This window comes from Nocardia sp. 149-1B, from assembly GCF_057747975.1.
Window position 1 is genome coordinate 547812 of record NZ_CM173233.1, and the last position, 22418, is coordinate 570229.

The 22418-nt window shown below is 71.8% G+C and carries 18 protein-coding genes; 7 read left to right on the forward strand and 11 right to left on the reverse strand.

The annotated features are described in order from the left end of the window. Positions 1 to 56 precede the first annotated feature (56 nt). Positions 57 to 905 carry a pyridoxal kinase PdxY gene (gene pdxY, locus AC3ANS_RS02580; RefSeq protein ID WP_488294607.1) on the reverse strand — a complete coding sequence of 283 codons (849 nt, stop codon included), beginning with the start codon at positions 903 to 905 and terminating at the stop codon, positions 57 to 59. A 144-nt stretch (positions 906 to 1049) separates the two neighbouring features. Here pdxY and AC3ANS_RS02585 point away from each other — a divergent pair, with 144 nt between their 5' ends. The 3 genes from AC3ANS_RS02585 to AC3ANS_RS02595 all read left to right on the forward strand — a co-directional run bounded on the left by AC3ANS_RS02585 (position 1050) and on the right by AC3ANS_RS02595 (position 5262). After that, positions 1050 to 2678, forward strand: coding sequence for a GMC family oxidoreductase (locus AC3ANS_RS02585; protein ID WP_488294608.1), 1629 nt, complete (start codon positions 1050 to 1052; stop codon positions 2676 to 2678). 5 nt (positions 2679 to 2683) lie between these two features. Next, positions 2684 to 4243 (forward strand): succinic semialdehyde dehydrogenase, encoded by a 1560-nt coding sequence (locus AC3ANS_RS02590; protein WP_488294609.1) that lies wholly within the window; start codon positions 2684 to 2686, stop codon positions 4241 to 4243. Between the two features lie 149 nt (positions 4244 to 4392). Beyond that, positions 4393 to 5262 (forward strand): endonuclease/exonuclease/phosphatase family protein, encoded by an 870-nt coding sequence (locus AC3ANS_RS02595; protein WP_488294610.1) that lies wholly within the window; start codon positions 4393 to 4395, stop codon positions 5260 to 5262. Positions 5263 to 5277: 15 nt separating this feature from the next. On the opposite strand, the gene AC3ANS_RS02600 is transcribed toward AC3ANS_RS02595, so the two are convergent. The 5 genes from AC3ANS_RS02600 to AC3ANS_RS02620 form a co-directional block, all read right to left on the reverse strand. After that, complete coding sequence (locus AC3ANS_RS02600) at positions 5278 to 6039, reverse strand: dioxygenase family protein (protein ID WP_488294611.1); 762 nt, start codon at positions 6037 to 6039, stop codon at positions 5278 to 5280. A gap of 71 nt (positions 6040 to 6110) precedes the next feature. Further along, positions 6111 to 7103: a potassium channel family protein gene (locus tag AC3ANS_RS02605; RefSeq protein ID WP_488294612.1), complete on the reverse strand. Its 993-nt coding sequence runs from the start codon at positions 7101 to 7103 to the stop codon at positions 6111 to 6113. Between the two features lie 53 nt (positions 7104 to 7156). Then, entirely contained in the window at positions 7157 to 7807 is a 651-nt protein-coding gene (locus tag AC3ANS_RS02610) for a uracil-DNA glycosylase (RefSeq protein WP_488296585.1), read from the reverse strand. A 62-nt stretch (positions 7808 to 7869) separates the two neighbouring features. After that, positions 7870 to 8901, reverse strand: a complete 1032-nt coding sequence (locus AC3ANS_RS02615; RefSeq protein WP_488294613.1) for an SMP-30/gluconolactonase/LRE family protein — start codon at positions 8899 to 8901, stop codon at positions 7870 to 7872. Continuing rightward, positions 8898 to 10415 (reverse strand): flavin monoamine oxidase family protein, encoded by a 1518-nt coding sequence (locus AC3ANS_RS02620; RefSeq protein WP_488294614.1) that lies wholly within the window; start codon positions 10413 to 10415, stop codon positions 8898 to 8900. Before AC3ANS_RS02620 ends, AC3ANS_RS02615 begins: the two co-directional genes overlap by 4 nt. 66 nt (positions 10416 to 10481) lie before the next feature. Between AC3ANS_RS02620 and AC3ANS_RS02625 the strand changes: the two genes are divergently transcribed. Further along, positions 10482 to 11132 (forward strand): TetR/AcrR family transcriptional regulator, encoded by a 651-nt coding sequence (locus AC3ANS_RS02625; RefSeq protein ID WP_488294615.1) that lies wholly within the window; start codon positions 10482 to 10484, stop codon positions 11130 to 11132. 35 nt (positions 11133 to 11167) lie between these two features. Continuing rightward, positions 11168 to 12082, forward strand: coding sequence for a carbohydrate kinase family protein (locus AC3ANS_RS02630; RefSeq protein WP_488294616.1), 915 nt, complete (start codon positions 11168 to 11170; stop codon positions 12080 to 12082). Here the strand turns inward: AC3ANS_RS02630 and AC3ANS_RS02635 are convergent. The 4 genes from AC3ANS_RS02635 to AC3ANS_RS02650 all read right to left on the reverse strand — a co-directional run bounded on the left by AC3ANS_RS02635 (position 12043) and on the right by AC3ANS_RS02650 (position 17820). After that, the gene (locus tag AC3ANS_RS02635) at positions 12043 to 13518 is read right to left on the reverse strand and encodes a pyridoxal phosphate-dependent decarboxylase family protein (protein ID WP_488294617.1); all 1476 of its coding nucleotides are present in this window, start codon (positions 13516 to 13518) and stop codon (positions 12043 to 12045) included. The genes AC3ANS_RS02630 and AC3ANS_RS02635 overlap by 40 nt on opposite strands. Positions 13519 to 13523: 5 nt before the next feature. After that, positions 13524 to 14855 (reverse strand): MFS transporter, encoded by a 1332-nt coding sequence (locus AC3ANS_RS02640; protein WP_488294618.1) that lies wholly within the window; start codon positions 14853 to 14855, stop codon positions 13524 to 13526. A 97-nt stretch (positions 14856 to 14952) separates the two neighbouring features. After that, complete coding sequence (locus tag AC3ANS_RS02645; RefSeq protein WP_488294619.1) at positions 14953 to 16308, reverse strand: alpha/beta fold hydrolase; 1356 nt, start codon at positions 16306 to 16308, stop codon at positions 14953 to 14955. A 66-nt stretch (positions 16309 to 16374) separates the two neighbouring features. Further along, a complete protein-coding gene (locus AC3ANS_RS02650) occupies positions 16375 to 17820 on the reverse strand; it encodes an alpha,alpha-trehalose-phosphate synthase (UDP-forming) (RefSeq protein ID WP_488294620.1) in 1446 nt (481 codons plus the stop codon). 95 nt (positions 17821 to 17915) lie between these two features. Here AC3ANS_RS02650 and AC3ANS_RS02655 point away from each other — a divergent pair, with 95 nt between their 5' ends. Beyond that, positions 17916 to 19223: a sensor histidine kinase gene (locus AC3ANS_RS02655; RefSeq protein ID WP_488294621.1), complete on the forward strand. Its 1308-nt coding sequence runs from the start codon at positions 17916 to 17918 to the stop codon at positions 19221 to 19223. Between the two features lie 10 nt (positions 19224 to 19233). Continuing rightward, positions 19234 to 19872 (forward strand): response regulator, encoded by a 639-nt coding sequence (locus AC3ANS_RS02660; RefSeq protein ID WP_488294622.1) that lies wholly within the window; start codon positions 19234 to 19236, stop codon positions 19870 to 19872. A 66-nt stretch (positions 19873 to 19938) separates the two neighbouring features. Here AC3ANS_RS02660 and AC3ANS_RS02665 read toward each other — a convergent pair whose 3' ends face one another. After that, positions 19939 to 22365 (reverse strand): glycosyltransferase family 2 protein, encoded by a 2427-nt coding sequence (locus AC3ANS_RS02665; RefSeq protein ID WP_488294623.1) that lies wholly within the window; start codon positions 22363 to 22365, stop codon positions 19939 to 19941. Positions 22366 to 22418 lie beyond the last annotated feature (53 nt).

Here is a 22418-nt window from a genome sequence, read left to right on the forward strand (position 1 = left end):
GGCCCGCTGACTCGACCGTTCGCCGGGATGGCGGCCGACCGGCGACGTGGCCGGGCTCAGCGCAGCCGGCGTACGTCGAAGCGGGCCGGAGGGTGGGCGATCGCCTCCTGGGCGGCGACCAGCTGGATCTCACGGGTTCCTGCGGCCAGCGTCTCCTCGAGGATCGCGAACACCGACGAGGTCGTCCGGGCCAGGGCGGTCTCCGCCGACCCGGTCGACCGCAGGTGGGCGAGGTAGAGCGCGGCGGTGACGTCGCCGCAACCGTTGGGCGTGATCGGCAGCAGGGGCGTCTCCACCGCCCAGGCGCCGTCGTCGGAGACCGCGACCACGTCGATGCGGCCCTCGGGCACCTCGCCGTGGACCACGCTGGTGACCAGCACGTCGCGGGGCCCCCGCGCGCGCAGCTCGTCGGCGGCGTCCACGACCTCCGCCAGCGTGCTGGTCGCGCGACCGGCCAGGAAGTCCAGCTCGAAGTGGTTGGGGGTCACGATGTCCGCGCGCGGCACGACCGTGTCGCGCAGGAACTCCGGGATCCCCGGCCGCACGAACATCCCGCGCCCGACGTCGCCCATCACCGGGTCGCAGCAGTAGACCGCGTCCGGGTTGAGCTCCTTGACCCGGGCCACCGCGTCGAGGATCACCTGGCCCACCGCCGGGTCGCCCTGGTAGCCCGACAGGACCGCGTCGACGCCCAGCGCGCCGCGGTCGTCGATGCCCGCGATCACCTCGCGCACGTCGGCGGGGTCCAGCAACGGTCCGCGCCACGCGCCGTACCCCGTGTGGTTGGAGAAGTGCACCGTGATCACCGGCCATACCTCGTGGCCCAGTCGCTGCAGCGGGAAGACCGCGGCCGAGTTGCCGACGTGGCCGTAGGCCACCGAGGACTGGATCGAGAGGATCTGCATCCGCGCAGTGTGACGCACCGGCGGCCGATCCCCGGCCCCCGCCCGATGCGTGCGAGGGGTGCACACCATTACTAGAACACGTTACAGTGTGGCGGCGCCCACATTCCTGCGGTATGCCGCCCTGCTCCAGCGAGGTTTCGACACATGGCCAAGAACGCGCCGTACCAGAATGAAGCCGACTACGTCGTGGTCGGCTCCGGCAGCTCGGGCGCTGCTGTCGCGGGCCGGCTGGCCCAGTCCGGAGCGAGCGTGATCGTGCTCGAGGCCGGCAAGAGCGACAACCAGTACCTGGTGAAGAAGCCCGGCATGATCGGGCCGATGCACTCCGTCCCCGAGATCAAGAAGCGGGTCGACTGGGGCTACTACTCCACCCCGCAGAAGCACATCCTCGACCGCAAGATGCCGGTGCCGCGCGGCAAGGTCGTCGGCGGCTCCAGCTCGATCAACGGCATGGTCTACGTCCGGGGCAACCGCGCCAACTACGACTCCTGGGCCGCCGAGGGCTGCACCGGTTGGTCTGCAGACGAGGTCAACGCGGCCTACAAGCGCATGGAGGACTTCGAGGGCGGTGCCAACGACTACCGCGGTGCCGGCGGGCCGATCAAGGTCACCCGCAACGCCGCGCCGCAGGAGGGGTCGCTCCAGTTCATCCAGGCGACCTCCGACGTGCTCGGTGTGAAGGTCCTCGACGACTACAACGCGGAGTCGCAGGAGGGCGTGAGCCGGATGCAGCAGAACGCCGCCGGCGGCCTGCGCTACAGCGCCTCGCGCGGCTACATCCACCACCTCGACGTCCCGACGCTGCAGCTGCAGACCGAGGTCCTGGTCACCAAGGTCGTGGTCGAGAACGGCCGGGCGACGGGGGTCGAGGTGACGGACAAGGACGGCACCCGGCGTACGGTCCGGGCCGGCAAGGAGGTCATCCTCTCGGCCGGGTTCGTGGGCTCGGCGCAGATCCTCATGCTCTCCGGCATCGGCCACGCCCAGCACCTGCGCGACCACGGCATCGACGTGCTCGCCGACCTCCCGGTCGGCGACAACCTGCACGACCACCTGTTCCACGCGCTGACCTTCCACGTGACGTCGTCGAAGATGCGCGGCAACGCGTTCTTCTTCGGCAAGGGCGTGCTCAAGGAGGCGGTGCGGCCGGGCAAGACGTTCATGGCCAACTCCGTGTTCGAGGCCGTTGCCTTCCTGCGTACGTCGCAGGCGACCGACGTGCCGGACCTCCAGCTCCACCTGCTGCCCTGGTCCTACGTCTCGCCGAACCAGGACGAGCCGATCCGCCACGACGTCGACCCGCGGACCTCGATCACGCTGCTCTCGACGCTGATCTACCCGCGCAGCCGCGGCACGCTGCGTCTGGCGTCCGGGGACCCGACCGCGGCACCGCTCATCGACTTCCAGTACCTCGCGGACCCCGGCGACCTCGAGGTCCTGGCCGAGGGCTCGGAGATGGTCCGCGAGATCATGGGCGGCGCGGCATTCGGCGGCGCGGTCAAGGAGGAGATCCATCCCGGCGCGAACCTCAGGGGTCAGCAGCTGCGCGACGCGATCCTCAACCGGGCGACGTCGGTCTACCACGGCGTCGGCACCTGCCGGATGGGCACCGACGAGCTGTCGGTGGTCACTCCGGACCTCAAGGTCCGCGGCATCGAGGGCCTCCGGGTCTGCGACGCCTCGGTCATGCCGTCGATCACCGGCGGCAACACCAACGCGCCGGCGATCATGATCGGCGAGCGCGGCGCAGACTTCGTTCTCGGACGGGCGTGATCACGATGGCCCTGCAGCGACCGGCATCGATCACCGACGCGTTCCTCGAGAAGCTCGTCTCGCGGGTCCCCTCGACCAGCGGTGGCACGTGGAAGCTCACCGAGGTCTACACCGGCGACGTGCTCGTCGAGCTGCCGCAGTCGACGCCCGCGGACATCGAGGAGGCGTTCGCCACCGCCCGCGAGGCGCAGCGGTCGTGGGCGGCGCGGCCGCTCAAGGATCGGCTCGAGGTGTTCAAGCGCGCCCACAGCCTGTTCCTCGACAACGCGCAGACCACGACCGACCTGATCCAGGTCGAGAGCGGCAAGAACCGCCGGATGGCGATCGAGGAGACCTGCGACCCGGTGATGGTGATGAGCCACTACCTCAGGCGGGCGCCGCACCTGCTCAAGCCGGTCAAGCGCGGCGGCCCGGTGCCGTTCGTGTCGAGCTCCACCGAGATCCGCCAGCCCAAGGGCGTCGTCGGCATCATCGCCCCCTGGAACTTCCCGTTCGCCACGGGCATCTCCGACTCGATCTCGGCCCTGATGGCCGGCAACGCGATCGTGCTCAAGCCCGACAACAAGACCGCGCTCTCACCGCTCTACGGGATCTCGATGCTCGAGGAGGCCGGACTCCCGAAGGGCCTGTTCCAGGTGGTCTGCGGCGAGGGCCCGGACGTCGGTCCGACCCTGATCGACAACGCCAACTACGTGATGTTCACCGGCTCGACCGCCACGGGCCGGGTGATCGGCGAGCGGGCCGGGCGCAACCTGATCGGCTGCTGCCTCGAGCTCGGCGGCAAGAACCCGATGATCGTGCTCGAGGACGCCGACCTCGAGGAGGTCGTCAACGGCGCGATCTTCGGGGCGTTCGGCAACACCGGACAGATCTGCATGCACATCGAGCGGATGTACCTGCCGGCTTCGCGGTACGACGAGTTCAAGTCCCGGTTCGTGGCCGCCACCGAGGCCCTGACCATCGGGGCGTCGTACGACTTCGGGCCCGACATGGGCTCGCTCGTCTCGCCCGACCACATGGAGCGCGTCAAGGCGCACGTCGACGACGCGGTCGCCAAGGGCGCCACCGTGCTCACTGGCGGCAAGCCCCGGCCCGACCTCGGGCCGGCGTTCTTCGAGCCGACGATCCTCGAGGGCGTCACGACGGACATGCTCTGCGGGGTCACCGAGACGTTCGGGCCGGTCGTGGCGCTGCACCAGTACCGCACCGTGGACGAGGCGGTCGCGCTGGCCAACGACACCGACTACGGCCTCAACGCCTCGGTGTGGGGCGGTGACGTCGCCAATGCCTGCCAGGTGGGCATGAGGATCGAGTCGGGCAACGTCAACGTCAACGACATCCTCGCCACCGCGTTCGCCTCGAAGGGCACGCCGTCGGGCGGGGTCAAGCAGTCGGGTGTCGGTGCGCGGCACGGCGACCAGGGCCTGCTCAAGTACACCGACGTGCAGAACCTGGCGGTGCTCAAGAAGCAGGTGATGGGCGCCAAGCCCGGCCAGGACTACGACAAGTACGTCAAGGGGATGATCAGCGGGCTGCGCCTGATGCGCAAGACGGGCATCAGGTAGACCCCGGGGGCGATCACGCGTCGGCGAACGAGCGTCGCGAGCTTGCACGACCTCACCCATGTGGGTGATGGTTGAACAACTTCCTCAGGCCGTCGGGTCGACCGGCCGATACAGCGAGCGTCCATCGCCCACCTTCTCGGAGCCCTCTCATGTCCCACCGGACCCCCGTCCTCCCTGCCCGCCCTGCAGCCGTCGTCGGCACCGTCGTGGCCGTCCTCCTCGGTCTCGTCGTGACCGGTCCGACCGTGCAGGCGCGGCCGGCCGCTGCCCCGACGCGGGAGCCCGTGTCGTTCCGGGTGGCGTCGTTCAACGTGCTCGGCTCCAACCACACCGTGCACGCGAAGAACTGGCGCAACGGCCGGGTGCGCGCCCGGATGGCCGCCCGGTGGCTGGAGAGCGAGAAGATCAGCGTCGCCGGCCTGCAGGAGGGCCAGCTCGACCAGCTGCGCACGCTCGCCCGCGACGGCCGTTGGCAGTCCTACCCGAGCCCGTGGTCGTCGACGAACTCGCAGACCGCCCAGTCGGTGGCCTGGCGGCCCGGGATCTGGACCCTGGTGAAGGCACACACCTTCACGATCCCCTTCGACGGCGACCAGGTGCGCGAGCAGCCGGTGGTGCTGCTGAGCCACCGCCGCACCGGGCGCCGGGTCTGGGTGATCAGCACCCACATGACGGCCGGCGGGGGCAAGGCCGGCGCCCGGGAGCGCCGGATCGGGACTCGCCGGCTGCTGCAGGAGGTCACCGACCTGCGGGCCAAGAAGCGGCCGGTGGTGGTCACCGGCGACATGAACGCCCACGCCGACTTCTTCTGCGCGGTCGCCGCGAGCACCGACCTGCGCGCCGCGAACGGCGGCTCCTACAGCCAGGCCGAGGGCTGTCGTCCGCCGTCGGTGATGCACGTGGACTGGCTCTTCGGGAGCCCGTCGATGCAGTGGTCCGACCTCCGCTTCGCCGACGGCGGGGTGCTCGACGAGATCACCGACCACACGGTCCCGGTCGCCGACGTACGGCTGCCCTGAGGGCAGCCCGCGAGGTCAGGCCACCTGCAGCGAGCGCTTCGAGAGCCCCATCCAGAACCCGTCGATGACCTGCAGGCCCGGCTCGGTCGGGTCGGAGGCGGCACCGAGGGTCACGAAGAGTGGCGTGTAGTGCTCGACCGTCGGGTGGGCGTAGGGCATGCCAGGAGCGTGCGCGCGGTAGTTCGCGAGCTCGTCGACGTCGCCGCGCGCGAGTGCCTCGCCCGCCCAGGCGTCGAAGTCCGTCGACCAGCCCGGTGCGGCGGCGTCGATGCGCCACTCCTTGAGGAACGGCAGGCCGTGGGTGAGGAAACCCGAGCCGATGATCAGCACACCCTCGTCGCGCAGCGGCCGGAGCCGCTCACCCAGGCGCATCAGCCGGACCGGGTCGTGCGTGGGCAGCGACATCTGCAGGACCGGTACGTCGGCGTCGGGGTACATGATCTTCAGCGGCACCCAGGCGCCGTGGTCGAGGCCGCGGCTGGCGTGCTGGTGCACGGGCTCACCGGCCGGCATCATCGCCGCGATCCGCTGGGCGAGTGCGGTGGCGTCCGGGGTCTCGTAGGTCATCCGGTAGTACCTGGCGTCGAAGCCGCCGAAGTCGTACACCAGCGGCGCGCCGCTGGCGCTGAGGCTGACCGGCGCCGACTCCCAGTGGGCGCTGACGATGAGGATCGCCTTGGGGCGGGGGAGGTCTCGCGCCCAGGTCGCGAGCTGCCCCGACCACACCGGGTCGTCGAGGAGTGGGGGAGCGCCGTGCCCGAGGTAGAGCGCTGGCATGCGGGCATCGTCCATGTCCACCTCAAGTAGTTCGAGATTCAACTTATTCCTCGAGGATAGCCCGCCGAGGCTCAGCGCGCGAGGGCGGCGAGCGCCTCCAGCTCCGGCTGGGTGCCGAGCGCGACGAGGACGGCGCCGGCCGGGATCACGAGGTCGTCGAGCGGGTTCGGCTCGACCTGCCCGTCCGGCGTACGCCGCACCGCGAGAAGCAGTGCGCCCGTGCGCTCGCGCAGCGCCAGCTCGCCGAGGCGGCGTCCGGCGAGGGCCGAGCTCGGCTCGATCAGCACCTGCTGGAACCGCCACACGAGGCTCTCCTCGTGCATGACGACGTCGAGGAACTCGGCGACGTCCGGCTGGAGTGCGAATGCCGCCATCCGCCGGCCGCCGGAGCGCTGCGGGTTCACGGCCCGGGTGGCGCCCGCGAGCTCGAGCTTGGTCTTGGAGCCCGAGGTGCGCGCTCTCGCCACGATCACGACGTCCGGGCGTAGCGCCCGCGCCGAGAGCGTGGCGAACATAGTGTCGGCGTCGGACTCCAGCGAGACCACGACCGCGCGGGCGGTCGCGATGCCCGCGGCCATCAGCGTCGGGTCCTCCGTGACGTCGCCGACGAGGTGCAGCACGTGCGGGTCCAGCCCGTCGAACCGGGTGGCGTCGCTGTCGACGAGCACCACGGTCTCCCCGGTGGACCGCAGGAAGTCGGCCGCCGCCCGGCCGACCCGCCCGTAGCCGCAGATGATCACGTGGCCGCGCAGTGCGGCGATCGTCTTGTCCATGCGACGCCTCTCCAGGGTCTGGCGCAGGTGGCCCTCGGTGACCGCCTCGAGGATCACGCCGAGGTTGTAGAGCACGGTGCCGACCCCGACCAGGATCAGACCCATCGTGAAGACCTGCCCGGTCGACGACAGCGGCCGCACCTCGCGGAAGCCGACGGTCGCGACCGTGGTGACCGTCTGGTACGTCGCCTCCAGCAGGCTGAAGCCCAGCAGCAGGTAGCCCACGGTCCCGAAGACCGTGACCGCCACGAGAGCGAGGAGCGCGGTGCCGATGCGGCGTACGTCGTCCACGTTCCTGACGCTAGGGTCCGCGTTCCCGGGCGCGCCCGGGCCGAAGGTCCCGCTCAGCCCAGACGCCAGTCCACGGGCGGGGCGCCCTGCTCCTCGAGGAGCGCGTTGACCCGGCTGAACGGCCGGGAGCCGAAGAACCCGCGGTAGGCCGAGAGCGGTGACGGGTGCGGAGACTCCACGACCGGGAGGTCGCCGAGCATCGGCTTGAGGTTGCGCGCGTCGCTGCCCCAGAGGATCGCGACCAGCGGTCCGCCGCGCTGGGCGAGCGCCTGGATCGCGCATGCCGTGATCGGCTCCCACCCCTTGCCGCGGTGGCTGTTCGAGGCGCCTGGCCGCACGGTCAGGCTCCGGTTCAGCAGCATCACGCCCTGGTCCGCCCACGCCGTCAGGTCGCCGTGTCGAGGCGGCACGATGCCGAGGTCGTCGCGGAGCTCGGTGTAGATGTTCACCAGGCTGGGCGGCAGGGGCCACACGTCGCGGCGCACCGCGAAGCTGAGTCCGATCGGATGCTCCGGATTGGGGTAGGGGTCCTGGCCGACGATCAGTACGCGCACGTCCGCGAGTGGGCGCTGGAACGCCCGGAAGACGCGCTCGCCGGTGGGCTGATAGGGCCGCCCTGCCGCGAGCTCCTCGCGCAGGAAGCGCCCCATCGCCGCGACCTGGTCGTCGACCGGCGCCAGCGCCTGCGCCCAGTCCGTCGCCATCAGCCCCTTGTCGACCAGCCCCGCCAGCGCGCTCACGTCCCGCAGGCTAGCGGGCGCCCGTCTCAGAAGCCCGCGCGGCGAGGCAGGTACGGCGCACGCCCGGGTTCGCCCACGCGGACGTCGAGGATCGCCTGGTGGGTGGCGTCGCCGGCGACGGCGGACTGGTTGGCGACCAGCACGCTGCGCCCCAGGAACGTGGCGCTGCACGGGGTGTCGAACGGGATCGGCGAGCCGTTGTCGCCGGTGAGCGCGGTGCCGTAGCGGCGGACCTCCTCGCCGTGCGCGGTCAGCTCGACGAGCTGGTTGGACAGACCCGCGAGCGCGACGTACACGTGCCCGGACCGGCCGATGCCGAAGCCGTCGGGCAGGTCGCCGGGCTGGGAGGTCCAGATGGTCTCGATCTCGCCGGGGCCGCCATGTGGCCCCAGTGGCAGCCGGTAGAGCGCGCCATTGGTGGGCAGCGTGCTGCCGTCGCTGACGGTCTGCTGGGTGATGAGCAGGTCGTGGCGGGCGGGCCGGTAGCGGATGCCGGTCGTGCCGAACTCGATCGCGCCGGTCAGCGCCGGTGAGCTGAACCAGCGCCGCGGCGTCCGTGACCCGTGCGGCACCTTCCAGATCACGCCCTCGGCGTAGTCGGTGACGAACAGGGCGCCGCCCGGTCCCCAGGTCGCGTAGTTGGGCACCGCGCCGTCGGGGAACCGCACGACCCGCCGGAACCGCCCCGTGGTCACGTCGAGCGTCAGCACCGAGGCGGTCGAGGTCTCCAGCAGCACCAGCCTGCCGTCGTGGGTCTGGTTCGCGACCTGGACGCCGTGGTCCTGGTCGAGGCGCTGCCCGGGCACGGCCCAGCTGCGCAGCAGGGTGCCGTCGGCGCGCCACTCGAAGACCCGTGACGGCGCCGTGCTGCCGGAATCGGTGTAGCTACCGGCGTACACGCGACCGTTGGTGTGCACGTGGACGTACGCCGGGAAGCCCGGTGCCGGCACCAGCGAGAAGACCCGGGTGTCGCCTGGCTCCCCGGTCGCCGACATGGCGGGCGACCAGCAGGCCAGCGCCAGCGCGGCGGCGGCGAGGACGGCCGGCAGCCGCCTCACAGGCGGTCCCGGACCTCGATCGCGGCGCGCTCGCCGGCCCGCACGGCGCCGTCCATGTAGCCGCTCCAGTACGTCGAGGTCTCGGTGCCGGCCCAGTGCACGCGGCCGAACGGCTGGCGGATCGCTGGTCCGAACCGCACCATCGTCCCGGGCGCGTGGAACGCGGTCGGCGCACCGCGGGTCCACTGCTCCTTGGTCCAGTCGTGCTCGACGTAGTCGACCGGGTGCAGCGCCTGCTCGCCGAACATCGCCGCGAAGCCCTCCAGGACCGCCTGCCGGCGCGCGGCCAACGGCTGCGGTCCGTACTCGCGCCAGGTCGCGCCACCGACGAACGCGAGCAGCACGCCGGGCGTGCCGTCCTTGGGTGAGTTGTCGAACACCGCGCGCGCCGCACCCGAGTCGCTGATGCCGAACCCGTTGAGCCCGGCGTCGCGCCAGAAGGGCCGCTCGTAGATCGCGTCGCACTTCATCAGCTGACCCATGTCGAGGTGGCGCAACAGCTGCAGGCGCGAGGTGGGGAGCCGGGGGTACCAGTCGATGTCGAGCACCAGCGGCGGCGGCGCGGCGACGATCGCCCGGCGGGCGGTGACGGTGCCACGCGCGGTGTGCACGACCACGCGGTGGTCGCGCTGCTCGATGCGGCGCACGGGTGCCCGCAGGGCGACGATGTCGCCGAGCTTGCGGGCGAGCCGGATCGGCACGAGCTGCGAGCCACCGACGAAGCGGCGCTCCTGCGCGCCGTTCGCGGTGTCGGAGTTGCGGGAGAACGTGCCGACGTTGCGCTCGTTGCCCGAGCACGCGACGTACCAGAGCACGAACAGCAGCGAGAGCTCGTCGGGATCGGCGCCGAAGCCCGGCTGCGTCCAGGACTTGATCAGGTTGCCGACACCGTCGGGGTTGAGGCTGTTGCGGCGGATGAACTCCCCGAGGCTCATCGCGTCCCAGTCGGCGGCGCTCGCGTGGGCCCAGGGCGCGGCGACGTCGATCTCCGCGGCCATGTTGTCGATGCGGGTCAGCAGGACCGCGGCGTCCGGCAGGATCGTCGGGTCGGGCGGCACCGTCCCGGAGTACTCCGTCCGTCCGGTCAGCGAGGAGATGTAGACGCTGTTGCCGGTGTTGTACTCGGCGAACGTCGGCACCTTCAGCTCCCGCGCGAGCCGCAGGATGTGGTCCTGGGTCGGGCCGACGAACGCGCCACCGGACTCGATGGTCTCGCCGCCGCCCTGGGTCAGGTGGTGGTTGAGGACCCGGCCGCCGACGCGGTCGCGGGCCTCGAGGAGGAGTACGTCGTGGCCGCCCCGGGCCACGTCGCGCGCGGCGACCAGGCCGGAGATGCCGCCGCCGACCACGACGACGTCGACCTGGCGCGGCAGCGATCCCTGGCGCGAGCCGGCGGCCACCGCGTCGTGCAGCGCGCCGGTGCCGAGCGCGAGCCCGCCGAGCGAGGCGCCGCCGAGCAGCAGCCGGCGCGAGAGCGGGATCCCGAGAGGGGTGGAGGGCAGGGGCTGGGTCACGGCGGCTCCTGGAGCGTCCAGATGTGAACGTGTGTCACATTCGTGTTCGTACTCTACACTCGCCGTATGCCTGGCGCGACCCCGACGACCACCCCGAAGCGACGGGTCCCCCGCCAGGAGCGCAGCCGCCGCCGCGTCGAGGGCCTCCTCGACGCGGCGGCGCGGCTCGTGATCGACCACGGGGTGGAGGCGGTGACCACCCGCGACATCGCGGAGGCCGCGGGTGCGCCGGTCGCCTCGCTCTACCAGTACTTCTCCGACAAGGAGGACGTCATGCTCGCGCTCGCCCAGCGCGACATGGACGAGATGGACGCCCAGGTCGCCGAGGACCTCGCCGCGGTCGAGGTGCTCTCGGTGGCGAGCCTGGTGCGCACGACCATGCGGGCCTTCGTCCGGGTCTACCACCGGCGGCCGGCGTTCGTGGAGATCTACCTGCGCGGTCGCACCAACGTCGCCGTCCACAGGTTCGGCCGCGAGCACAACGCCCGCATCGCCGAGACCTTGCAGTCGTTCGCGGTGGAGGGCGGCCTCGCGCGACCGGACCTCCCCGCCTCGGCCGCGCTGCTGGCCGTCGAGGTCGGCGACCGGGTGTTCCAGCTCGCGTTCGAGCAGTCGCTCGACGGCGACGAGGCCATGGTCGAGGAGGGCATCGCGCTCGTCACCGCCTACCTCGAGCGCTACGCGACGCCCGAGGGCCTTGCCGGCGTACGCCGATGACCGTTGACCCGTCCCGAGACCGACCAGGAGAACCCATGAAGATCGCCACCGTCGGCGTGCACGTCCTCGACACCCACGTGATCGGCATCGACTCGATCCCCGACGGCTCCGACGGGCAGCTCGTCGAGACGATCCGGGTCTCGCCCGCCGGCACCGCCGGAGGCACGGCGATCGTGCTGAGCCGGTTGGGTGCGGAGGTGCACAGCTTCGGGGCAGTTGGCGACGACCCGATCGGCACCACGCTGCTCGCGCTCCTCGAGCGCGAGGGTGTCGACGTCACCGGTCTCGTGCGCAAGGCCGACCAGCAGACGTCCGCCTCGGTGATCCCCGTGCGCCCGAACGGCGACCGCCCGGCCTGGCACTGCATCGGCGCCAACGGCGCGTTCACGCTCGACGACCTCGACCTCGCCGCGCTCGAGGGCTGCACCCACGTGCACCTGGGCGGCCCGGAGTTCCTCGGCGGAGAGGCTGCCGGCGAGCTGCTCGCGCACGCTCGCTCGATCGGCGCCACGACGTCGCTCGACATCCTCGCCCCCGGCGACCCCGACATGCTCGCGTGGGTGGCGGGCGCGCTGCCGCACACCGACTACCTGCTGCCCAACGACGAGCAGGTGCTCGGCTTCACCGGCGCCGCCACGCTCGCCGAGGGTGCGCGGGCGCTGGTCGCGGCCGGGGCCGGCTGCGTGGCGGTGACCCAGGGGAGCAAGGGCGCCCTGGTCGTGACCGCGGACGAGACGATCGAGGTCCCGGCGTACTCGATCGAGGTCGTCGACACCACCGGGTGCGGAGACGCGTTCTCGGCCGGCTTCCTGCGTGGGCTCGCGCTCGGACGCGACCTGCGGGGCGCCGCGGAGCTCGGCTGCGCCACCGCGGCCCAGGTCGCGCAGGGTCTCGGCACCGACGCCGGCAGCTATGACCTCGAGTCGGTGCTGGCCTTCTCCGAGCGCTGACGCGACGGCCGCGAGAGCCGGTCGAGGAACGCGACGAGGAGCGCCTCGCGCATCGCCGGCGAGGCGAGGTCGAGCATCGCGTTGACCTCGGCCATCCGCTCGGGGAGGTCCAGGCCCTCCGCACCCCCCACCAGGCCCGCGGCGGCCAGCAGGCCATCGAAGTCCTCGTCGGTGAGTGCCGATGGGTCGAGGGCCGCGATGAACTCCGCGATGCCGGGGTCGACGGCCACCGGGCCGGCCTCGGTCGCGGCCACGACGGAGTCGCGCAGTGCGACCAGGAGCTCCGGCACATGGGAGAGCGTCGCGGCGCTGACCGAGAGGTGGATGGTCGGCGGGTGGTCGGCGTACGACATCTGCGGCTGGACGTACCAGCCGCGCGCCGCCATCTCGTCGCAGACCGTGAACGCGTCGCAGCTGCCGTCGGTCGCGATCGCGATCAGCGTCGAGTCGGGTGCGGCGATCAAGGACAGGGCGGGGATGTCGGCGAGCCCTGCCACGATCGCGTCCACGGCCTCGAACACGTCTCGGGAGAGGAGCTCGTAGCCCGTGTCGCCCAACGACTGCACCACGGCCCATGCGCCGGCCAGGGGTCCGCCCGACTTCGTCGACTGCATCGTCGAGTTGAGCATCGTGTAGCCCGGCCACGCCGCCGAGGCGAAGAACTGCGGGCGCCGCAGCCCGGCCGATCGGTGCAGCAGCACCGAGCTCCCCTTGGGCGCGTAGCCGTACTTGTGCAGGTCGACCGAGATCGAGGTGACGCCCTCGACGGCGAACGTCCACGGCGGCACCGGCCGGCCCAGGCGTGCGGCGTAGGGCAGCACCCAGCCGCCGATGCAGGCGTCCACGTGGCAGCGGATCCCGCGCTCCGCGGCGAGCGTCGCGACCGCCGTCACCGGGTCGACGACGCCGTGCGCGTACGACGGCGCCGAGACCACGACCAGCACGGTCCGGTCCGGGTCCTCGTCGACGGCGGCCGCCATGGCGACCGGGTCGGCGCGGAAGTCGGTGCCGACCGGCACGAGCACCGGCTCGACCCCGAAGTAGTGCGCCGCCTTGTGGAAGGCCGCGTGCGCGGTGACCGGCAGCACCATCCGCGGCCGGTCGACGCCGGGTCGGCTGTCGCGGGCGGACTGCACCGCCAGGAGCACGGACTCGGTGCCGCCGGAGGTCACGGTCCCGACGCAGCTCTCAGGCGCGTCGAGCAGGTCGGCGGCGAAGCCGACCAGCTCGTTCTCCATCTGCAGCAGGCTGGGGAACGCCGTGGGGTCGAGCCCGTTGGAACCGGCGTACGCCGCGACCGCTTCGCGGCCGATCCGGTCGATGTCGGGCAGGCCGGAGTCGTAGACGTAGGCCAGCGTCCGGCCGCCGTGGACCGGCAGGTCGGCCGCCTGCATGGCCCGCAACCGGGCGAGGGCGTCGCCGTCAGGGATGCTCACGGCGCTCATGCTCCCACCGCCGCGTCGACCTGGTCGGCGTCGAGGGAGTAGCGGCGCAGCCAGAGCAGGCTGAGCGCCGTCAGCACCGCGGGCAGCACCGAGAACCCGAGCACGATCGCGGTCAGCGCGGAGTCGGGCTGGGCGACGTCGCCGTCGGTGGAGGATCGGTAGCCGCCGATCGCGAGCACCAGCGCGAACACCCCCGGGCCGAGCGCCAGCCCGAGCGTCTCGCCGGCGGTCCAGACGCCGGTGTAGACCCCGGCCCGGTTGGAGCCGGTGCGCTGCGCGTCCACCGCCGCGGCGTCGGGCAGCATCGCCATCGGGAAGACCTGGCACCCGGCGTACCCGACGCCGACCAGCGCGACCGCCAGGTAGACGAACGCCGGGGGAGCGGTGCGGGCGGTCGCCGCGAGCAGGGCGCCGGCGCCGAGGAACATCGAGGAGGCGACGTAGCCGCGCTTCTTGCCCAGCCGGCTGCCGATGGCCGACCACGCCGGCGTGAGCAGCAGGGCGGGACCGACGAAGCAGATGAACAGGATCGTGGCGGCACCGTCCTTGCCGAGCACGTCCGAGGCCAGGTAGTCGACGCCCGCGAGCATGCAGCCGGTCGCGAGCGCCTGCACCACGAAGCAGGTCAGCAGCCACCGGAAGTCACGCGCGCTCGCCACGATCCGCAGCTGGTCGCGCAACGTGCCGGCGCCGGGCTCCGCGGCAGCGACCCGAGCCCGGCCGGTGCCGACGTACGCGCTGACCACGCCGACCAGGATGATCAGCGCCATCGCTACGCCCATCACCCGGTAGCCGTCCCGACCGCCGACCGCGTCGCGGATCGCCGGTGCGGTGGCACCCGCAAGCATGATCGTGAACGCCAGGATCGCCACTCGCCACGTCATCAACCGGGTGCGCTCGTGGTAGGAGGAGGTCATCTCCACCGGCATCGCGACGTAGGGCACCTGGAAGAACGCGTACGCCGTCGCGCAGGCGAGGAACAGCGCCAGCACCCAGGCCGCCTCCGCGACCTTGCCCATGTCGGGCGCGGCGAACAGCAGCCCGAACCCGACCGCCAGCGCGATGCCCGCGCGCAGCAGCCACGGTCGACGCGGCCCGCGGGCGTCGACCGTGCGATCGCTGATGCGGCCCGCGATCGGGTTCAGCACCACGTCCCAGGCCTTGGGGGCGAACACGATGAAGCCGGCGATGAGCGCGCTGATCCCGAGGCTGTCGGTGAGGTACGGCAGGAGCATCAGCCCCGGCACCGTCCCGAACGCGCCGGTCGCCACGGACCCCGACCCGTACCCGATCCGCACGCCCCGGGGCAGGCTCTCGCTGGCTGGCATGCGGGGGAGGCTAGCGGGCGGTTTCCCCGGGTACCCGGGGAAACCTGCACAAGTCGTGCGAAACTTCACCCGACAAGTGCAGGTATTGCCAGTCGGGTCAGCGGGAGAGGGCCCTCGAGCCGGCCGATCCGTAGCGCCGGCGTGGGTTGGCGCCGATCGCATCCGGTGTGGCCGCGGCCTTCTTGGCGGGCGCCTTCTTCGTGACGGCCGTCCTCGTGGCGGGGGCCTTCTTTGCGGTGGCCTTCTTCGCGGTGGCCTTCTTCGCGGTGGCCTTCTTCGCGGTGGCCTTCTTCGCGGTGGCCTTCTTCGTGGCAGCGGTCTTCGTGGCAGCGGTCTTCTTGGCGGGCGCCTTCTTCGCCGCGACCTTCCGCGCCGGCACGGCGTCCGTGCCGGACCACTGCGCGATCCACTCGTCGAGCACCTGCCAGGTGGTGCCGCGGGCGGCGCGACCGGTGAGCATGCCGAGGTGTCCGCCCGGGACGATCTCGAACCGCACCTCGCGCGCGGCCGACAGGAGGGGTACGACGGCGCGCACCGCCTCGACCGGCGCGATTCCGTCGGTGGCGCCGGCGAACACGAGCACGGGCGCCTTGATCGCCGACAGCGAGACCTCGTGGTCACCGATCTCGAGGGAGCCGGTCGCCATCGCGTTGCCCTTCGCGAAGCGGTGGTAGAGCTGCCCGAAGCTCCGCCCCGGATAGGCGGTCATCTTCGCGGTGAAGCGGTCGACCGCCTCGATCTGGGCGAGGAAGTCGGTGTCGTCGAGGTGGGTCGCGATCGCCAGCGGCTTGGTCACCAGCTTCTGGAACGACGAGAGTTGGAACGCCCACCGGACGAGCGGTGTCGGGGCTCCACCGGCGGCGCGGTAGGCCCGGGTGACCAACCTGTGCCCGCCGGTCAGGTCCAGCAGCGGCCGCAGCGGGGCGACCAGCGGCACCCGCGTGACGTCCACCGGAGAGCCGAGCACCGACAGCGAGGCGATCGGCAGGTCGGTGGCGTCGGCCGCGGCGAGCATCGCGAAGATCCCGCCGAGGCTCCAGCCCACGACGTGGACGGGCCGGCCGCCGGCGTGCGCGGACACCTCGCGGACGGCCGCCGGGACGACTTCCTCGACCCAGTGCTCGAGCCCGAGGTTGCGGTCGCGGAAGGAGACGTTGCCGTACTCCACGACGTACGTCGGGCGCCCGACGCTCACGAAGTGCTCGACCACCGAGCACCCCCGGCGCAGGTCGAAGCAGATCGCGGGCGCGGCCAGCGGCGTGACCAGCAGGACGGGGTCGCCCTGCGCGCGGACGTTCGCGACCGGGCGGTAGTGGTAGACCTCGCGCAGCATCCCGTCGTCGATCAGCGTGCGCGGCATCGGGCGCAGGTCGGCGAGGCCGCCGTACAGCAGCAGGTGCGCGACGTTGCCGGCCGCGGATGCCACCTGGTCGGGCTTCGGGACGAGGTCCATGCCCGGAAAACTACTCCCCCGGGGTGAGGTCACGACGCCGGTCGAGTGAGGTCCCCGACACGGTCGTCAGGACCGGTCGGGCGGGCGCACCGACTTCTCGTGCGAGGGCCGCAGCGCGTTGAGCTCAGCGAGGAAGCTCTCGGCCCAGGCGGCCACGTCGTTCTGCCGGACGGTCTTGCGCATCGCCTTCATCCGGCGGGTCAGGTCACGCTCGTCGGCGCGGTAGGCCTCCAGGAACGCCGACTTCATGCCGTTGATGTCGTGGGGGTTGACCAGCCACGCCTGCCGCAGCTCGTCGGCGGCCCCCGCGAACTCCGAGAGCACCAGGGCGCCGTCGTTGTCGAAGCGGCACGCGACGTACTCCTTGGCGACCAGGTTCATCCCGTCGCGCAGCGGCGTGACCGCCATGATGTCGGCGGCGCGGTAGAACGCGGCCATCTCCTCGCGCGGGTAGGAGGAGTGCAGGTAGTGGATGACCGGACGGCCGATCTTCCCCAGGTCGCCGTTGACGCGGCCGACCAGTCGGTCGATGTCGTCGCGCAGGATGCGGTACTGCTCCACCTGCTCGCGTGACGGCGTCGCCACCTGGATGAACACCGCGTCCTCGACGTCGAGGTGACCCTCCACGACGAGCTCGCTGTAGGCGCGCAGCCGCGCGTAGATGCCCTTGGTGTAGTCGAGACGATCGACCCCGAGGAAGATCCGTCGCGGGTTGCCGACCGCCTCGCGGATCTCCTTGGCGCGCTGGGTGACCTCCTCGGAGCGGGCCAGGTCTTCGAACCCCTGGGCGTCGATCGAGATCGGGAACGCCGCGGCGCGCACCGTGCGGCCGTCCGGGAGGTAGACCAGGTCGCGGTGGGTCTTGTGCCCGACGCGCTGGCGCACGAGGCGGACGAAGTTCTGGGCCGCGCCGGCGAGCTGGAAGCCGACCAGGTCGGCGCCCAGCAGCCCTTCGAGCAGCTGGCGGCGCCAGGGGAGCTGCTGGAACAGCTCGGCCGGCGGGAACGGGATGTGGAGGTAGAACCCGATGCGCAGGTCGGGGCGCAGCTCCCGGAGCATCTGGGGTACGAGCTGCAGCTGGTAGTCGTGCACCCACACGGTCGCGCCCTCGGCGGCGACCTCGGCGGCCCGTTCGGCGAAGCGGCGGTTGACCACGACGTAGGCGTCCCACCACTCGCGGTGGAACTCCGGCTTGGCCACGACGTCGTGGTAGAGCGGCCAGAGCGTGGCGTTGGAGAAGCCCTCGTAGAAGTCCTCGACCTCTTGCTGGGTCAAGGTGATCGGGGCCAGTTCCAGACCCTCGTCCTCGAAGGGCTCGAGGTCGGTCTCGGTGCCGCCGGGCCACCCGATCCAGGTGCCGTCGTTGGCGCGCATCACGGGCTCGATCGCGGTCACCAGCCCCCCGGGGGAGCGCCGCCACTCCGTGGTGCCGTCCGGCAGCGTCACCCGGTCGACGGGCAGACGGTTCGCGACGATGACCAGGTCAGCCGAGCCAGAGGGAGCCACGGTCACCAGCCTAGGCCGTCTCGAGCTGTCGGGCTGGCCCGACAGAGGTCGTCGGGCTGGCAGGATCGTGCTCGACCCCGCTGGTTCCTAGCGTTTCTCCCATGACGGATCTGACCATGACGACGACGTACCCCCTCGAGGCGCCTCGGCAACCCCGGGGCGTACGCCGGGTGCTGCTCGAGACCGGCTACAACATCTCGGCATTCCCGATCGCTCTGGTCGCGTTCATCCTCGTGGTCGTCGACCTCGCGCTGGGGATCGGCCTCTCGGTCCTCATCGGCGGGGTGCTGCTGGTCTCGGTCGCGGTGATGGTCGCGCGTGGGTTCGCGCGCTTCGAGCGGATCAGGCTGCGCGGCATGCTCGGCCGCGAGGCCGTGACGCCGGCGTACGTGTGCGCCGCCCCGGGCGACGGGTTCTGGCGCCGGCAGCTGATCGTGCTGCGCGACCCGCAGTCGTGGCTCGACGTGGTCTGGGCGCTGGTCGGCCTGGTCACCGGCACCATCGCGTTCGCGGTGACCGTCGCGTGGTGGGCCGCGTCGGGCGCCGGACTCACCTACTGGTTCTGGATGCAGTTCCTGCCGGAGCGGGGGCCCGACGACCACGAGCTCGCCTACTACCTGGGCTTCGGTGACGGGGACACGGCGACGGCGCTGGTCGAGCTCTTCCTCGGGGCGGTGGCGCTGCTGACGCTGCCGTGGGTCGTGCGGTTGGTGACCTCGATCCACGCCAGCCTGGCGACCGTGCTGCTCAGCAGCCGCGCCGAGCTCCAGCACGAGGTGGCCCGGGTCGAGGGCGGCCGGGACGCCGCCCGGATGGCGGAGGCCGAGTCGATGCGCCGGCTCGAGCGCGACATCCACGACGGGCCTCAGCAGCGGCTGGTCCGGCTGACGATGGACCTGGGCCGGGCCAAGCACCAGATCGACCAGGACCCCGAGCGGGCCGCTTCGACGATCGACGAGGCGCTCGCGCAGGCCCGGGAGACCGTCGCCGAGCTGCGCTCCCTCTCGCGCGGCATCGCCCCGCCGCTGCTGGTCGACCGCGGCCTGGCGGCCGCTCTCGAGGAGATGCTGGCGCAGAGCGTGGTGCCGGTCGGGTCCCGGATCGACGTACCGTCCCAGCTCCCGCCGCACGTCGAGACCGCGGTCTACTTCGTGGTCGCGGAGGCGCTCACGAACGTCGCGAAGCACAGCGGGGCGACCAGTGCGACCGTGTCGGTCACGATGGACGACGCCGCGGACAGGGGCTGGGTCGAGGTGCGGGTCGAGGACGACGGCGTGGGCGGTGCTCACCCGGCCAAGGGCCTGGGACTGGCCGGGCTGCGGCAGCGGCTCACGGCCGTCGACGGCACGCTCGAGCTGACCTCGCCCGAGGGTGGTCCGACCGTCCTGCTGGCGAGGATCCCGCGATGAGGAGGCTGCGATGAAGGTCGTCGTCGCCGACGACTCGCTGCTGCTGCGCGAGGGGTTGCACCTGCTCCTGGAGGAGGCGGGCCACGAGGTCGTGGCCTCGGTCGGCGACGGTCCAGGGTTCACCGCGGCGATGCTCGAGCACCGCCCCGACCTCGGGCTCGTCGACGTGCGGATGCCGCCCAGCCACACCGACGAAGGGTTGCGTGCCGCGGTCGACGTACGCCGCTCCTGGCCGGAGGCCCGGATCGTCGTGCTCTCGCAGTACGTCGAGGTCTCCTACGCCGACGACCTGCTGGCCACGGGGGACGGCGGGGTGGGCTACCTGCTCAAGGACCGGGTCAGCGACCTGGACGACTTCCTCGCCGCGATCGCCGCGGTGGCGGCCGGTGGCACGGCGCTCGACCCGCTCGTGGTGCGCCAGCTGATGGGCCGCAACCGCGACCCGCTCGTCGACCTCACGCCCCGGGAGCGCGAGGTGTTGTCGTTGATGGCCGAGGGCAAGTCGAACGCCGCGATCGCCGAGGCGCTCTCGGTGACCCTGGCCGGGGTCGAGAAGCACACCCAGCGGATCTTCGCCAAGCTCGGCCTGCTGCCCGACGACGACACCGCGCACCGCCGGGTGGCGGCGGTGCTGCGCTTCCTGCGGTGAGGAGCTGCCCGAGGCTGCGCATGGACGCGCAGGAGACCGCGACCGCTGTTTCGAGCCAGTGGACGATCAGCTCGCCGAGCCGGTCTGGCCGGTGACGGTGGGACTGTGCGGGTCCGCCGGGGCGGGCGCCGCGCTCGCCGCCAGGATGCGGAACGCCCCGGTGCCGTCGCCTGGGTGGTGACCCGTCTCCGTCGCGGCAGCGCCCCGGTAGAGGACCTCGGACCACTGCGGCTGCAGCAGCACCGGGGCGACCGGGTTCCGCGTACGCCGCAGCGCCGTCGGCCGGGCGGGACCCTCCGGCGTGTGGAGGTGCTCCCAGATGCCGAGCGCGATGTCGACCAGGGCGGGACGCACCCCCATCAGCGCGACGAGCGCGTAGCTCGCGGTCACGGTGTTGAAGAGCGCGAACGCCGCGTTCACCCAGTAGGCCTGGTCCACGTCGCGGTAGACCGTCAGGATCGAGTAGCCGATGATCAGCAGCGGCGACAGGGCGAAGAGCAACGGTGTCGCGGTGCGGTTCGCGACCTTGGGTGTCCGGGCGAACGGGATCCGCCTCCCCGTGATCCCCTGCTGGACCGACTTCACGACGCCGGCCAGGTTGACGGGTAGCAGGATCAGGTTGAGCCCGTAGATCCGGAGCATGTCGGTGCGGCGGTAGCCGGAGCGCCGGAGGTCGGAGGCCATCGCCAGGAAGTACGGCAGGGCCACGACCAGGATCATCGGGCTGAGCAGCTCGCTGGCGAAGGGAAAGTAGAGCAGGAACAGCAGTGCGACGCTGCTCCAGCAGGTCGAGGCCAGGTAGTTGACCCGCAACAGGGTGGCGACGATGCTGCCTCGCTCGTTGCGGCGCAGGCGCGCCTGGCGCACGCCCCGCAGCTTGGGCAGGATCAGCAGCCCGCCGTTGGCCCATCGTCGGCGCTGGATGCACAGCGACCCGAAGTCCGGGGGAGTGGCGGAGTAGCTCAGCCGCTCGGGGTAGTTCAGCAGCTGCCACCCGTGGGTCGCCAGGTCGAGGCTCGACTCGGTGTCCTCGATGACGGTCCGGTCCATCACATAGCGCCGGATCTCGACACCGCCGTGGTGCTCCACCTCGACGATGTCGTCGAGGGCGCGCTTGCGGATCACGGCGTTCGCGCCCACCCAGAACGTCGAGCCGTAGTAGCTCATGCCCTGGTGGACGATGTGCTGGATGTCGGTGGTCGCTCCGGCGATGCGCTCGAGCCGGGTGGACGAGCCCGGGAAGGCCGAGTACGGCGTCTGGATGACGGCCAGGCGGGAGTTCTCCGGGCGCATCATCACGTGCACCAGCCGGAGGCAGTACTCGGGCAGCACGATGCTGTCCGCGTCGAGGGTCAGCAGGAACTCGGCGTCGGGGATCCCGATCGCGTCCGGGCCGTCCGACGGCATGAGCACCCGCCCCTCGGACGTGTTCTTGACCTCGACGGTGCGGCCCATCAGCCCGATGTAGCTGTTGAGGTTCATCGCCTTGTTGGCCTCGTGCGAGAGGGAGGCGAAGACCTTCCGCTCGAACGACGTCACCTCGCCCTGGAAGGTCCAGGCGAGCCTGCGGTAGAGCTGCCGCACCCGGTCCGGTGACACCTCGCCGCCCTCGGCGACGGCCGTCGTGAGCGCCTGGCAGACGCTCGCGAAGTCGTCGGCGAGCGTGCCGAGGACCTGGTCGACGAAGAATCGGTCGACGTGGTCGGTCACCGCCTCCTCGGCCGCCCGGCCCCGCAGCCAGGCGGCGGCCCACGCGTACTCGGTGGCCAGGGCCTCGAGGCCGTGGGGGTGCCGCGCCCCGGCGTCGCCCGCATCGAGCTCCTCCAGTGTGCGCGCGAACCTGCGGCGTGGCTCCTCCAGCCAGGCGGTGAGCTCCGCCGCCAGGGCTCGGGCCGCGGCCAACGACTCGAGGTGCTGGGGGTCGCTCGGATGGGGAGGGTCGTCGAGCAGGAGCACCACCCGCATCGCGGGGTACTCCTGGAGCAACGCCGACAACAGGGTGATCCGGACGACCGCGACCTCCTCACGGTAGGACGGGACGAGCACGGTCATCGACGGAAGATCCGCACCGAACGAGGCATCGATGAGCGCGCGGGGCACGCGCCGGTGAGCACGCGTCCGGTACAGCGCACCCTGTCGCGCCACCAGGTACATCAGGCACGAGAACGCGAGCGAGGAGGTGATCGCGACGTAGACGGCCGTCTCGCCGGCCAGCCCGCTCTGCCCCCGGAACTCACGGTTGACCAGCCTGATCACGATCGCCGAGACGATGTAGCAGACCCAGGCGGTGATGGTGAATCCGACGGCCAGCCGGCCGAGGGCGAGTACCCGCTCGCTCACCGGGCTGGCGACCGGGGGCAACGGGTCGTGCCGAGGATCGGAGCCCCACTGTCGCCGAGCGGAGGCCGGTCGGGCGGCCGGCTCGGCGAGCGCCTCCGCGGTCGGCTCCGACGAGGTCTGCGACGGCGGTCGCGCGTTCGTGGACGTAGACATCTGAGAAGCCCCCCCGGGCATTGGCGAAGCTCTCGTCCCCGAGACGTGCGAAG